Below are 1,720 nucleotides of genomic sequence, written 5' to 3'. Positions count from 1 at the left end.
CGCGCACGCAGCCGCGATCGCGGTGGCCGCCGTGCCGCCCGACCTGCATTCGGGAGACTCGCCATGAGATCACGCTCCGCCCGCCCCTCCGGCTCGCATGCGTTCGAATCGTCGTTCGGCACGACCTGCGTCGATGTCGACCGCACGCGCTTCCGGCTGTGGGCGCCCGCGAGCCGCACGGCCGCCGTCGAAATCGAGGGCGAAGATACACCCGCCGTCGCGATGACCGCGGTCGGCGACGGCTGGTTCGAGGCCATCGTGGCCTGCGGCCCCGGCACGCTGTATCGCTACCGGCTCGATGGCGGCCTCGCGGTGCCCGATCCCGCATCGCGCTTCCAGCCGGGCGGCGTGGAAGGCCCGAGCCAGGTCGTCGATCCGGCTGCGTACCGCTGGCGCCATGACGCGTGGCGTGGCCGCCCGTGGCACGAGACCGTGCTGTACGAGCTGCACATCGGCGCGTGCGGCGGCCACGCGAGCGTCGAACGACGCCTGCCGGAAATCGCCGCGCTCGGCGTGACCGCCGTCGAGCTGATGCCCGTCAACGCGTTCCCCGGCATGCGCAACTGGGGCTACGACGGCGTGCTGCCGTTCGCGCCCGATGCGTCGTACGGGCGGCCCGAGGAACTGAAAGCGCTCGTCGATGCCGCGCACGGGCTCGACATGCAGGTGTTCCTCGACGTCGTCTACAACCATTTCGGCCCGGAAGGCAACCTGCTGCCGCGCTACGCACCCGCGTTCTTCCGCGCCGACCGGCAGACCGCATGGGGGCCGGCCATCGACTTTTCCCGTGAACAGACGAGCACGTTCTTCATCGAGAACGCGCTGTACTGGCTTGACGAATTCCGTTTCGACGGGCTGCGCATCGATGCCGCGCACGCGATCGACGACGACGCGTGGCTGCGCGAACTCGCGCGCCGCGTGCGCGCGTACACGGGCGACACGCGCCATGTGCATCTCGTGCTCGAGAACGAGCGTAATGCGGCGAGCCTGCTCGGGCCCGGCGGCTTCGACGCGCAATGGAACGACGACTTCCACAACAGCGCGCACGTGCTGCTGACCGGCGAGCGCGACGGCTACTACCGCGCGTACGCGGACGCACCGCTGCGCCATCTCGCGCGCACGCTCGGCGAAGGCTTCGCGTACCAGGGCGAACCGTCGCCGCTGCACGACGGCGCCGCGCGCGGCGAGCCGAGCGCGCACCTGCCGCCGACCGCGTTCGTCGCGTTCTTGCAGAACCACGACCAGGTCGGCAACCGCGCGTTCGGCGAACGGCTGCGCACGCTCGCGAACGAAGACGCGGTGCGCGCAGCGACCGCGCTGCTGCTGCTCGCGCCGTCGATCCCGCTGCTGTTCATGGGCGAGGAAGACGGCAGCACGCAGCCGTTCCAGTTCTTCACCGACTATCGCGGCGCGCTGGCCGACGCGGTGCGCGAAGGCCGGCGCCGCGAGTTCGCTGCCTTTCCGGCCTTCGCCGACGCCGCGCATCGCGACGCGATTCCGGATCCGAACGACATCGCGACATTCGTGCGTTCGACGCTGCACGGCAGCAGCGACGAAACCACGCCCGACACCGACGCATGGCGGCGCTTCTACCGCAGCGCGCTGGCCGTGCGCGCGGCGCTCGTGACGCCGAACCTGCCCGGCGCGCGCACACTCGGCATCGACCTGCTCACGGGCGACGGCGATCCGCAGGCGCTCGTCGCGCGCTGGCGTCTCAGCA

The 1,720-nt window shown here is 71.2% G+C and carries 1 protein-coding gene; it reads left to right on the top strand.

Going from position 1 to position 1,720, the window contains the following annotated elements:
• Positions 1-63: 63 nt before the first annotated feature.
• Positions 64-1,720: malto-oligosyltrehalose trehalohydrolase (gene treZ / locus G3O00_RS42085; protein ID WP_206146537.1), on the top strand; the 1,657-nt coding region annotated here is incomplete at its 3' end.

This window comes from Burkholderia sp. Ac-20384, assembly GCF_017104605.1.
Lineage (GTDB): Bacteria > Pseudomonadota > Gammaproteobacteria > Burkholderiales > Burkholderiaceae > Burkholderia > Burkholderia lata.
Note: the sequence above shows the minus strand (reverse complement) of the source record. Positions and strands in the feature narration are given on the sequence as shown.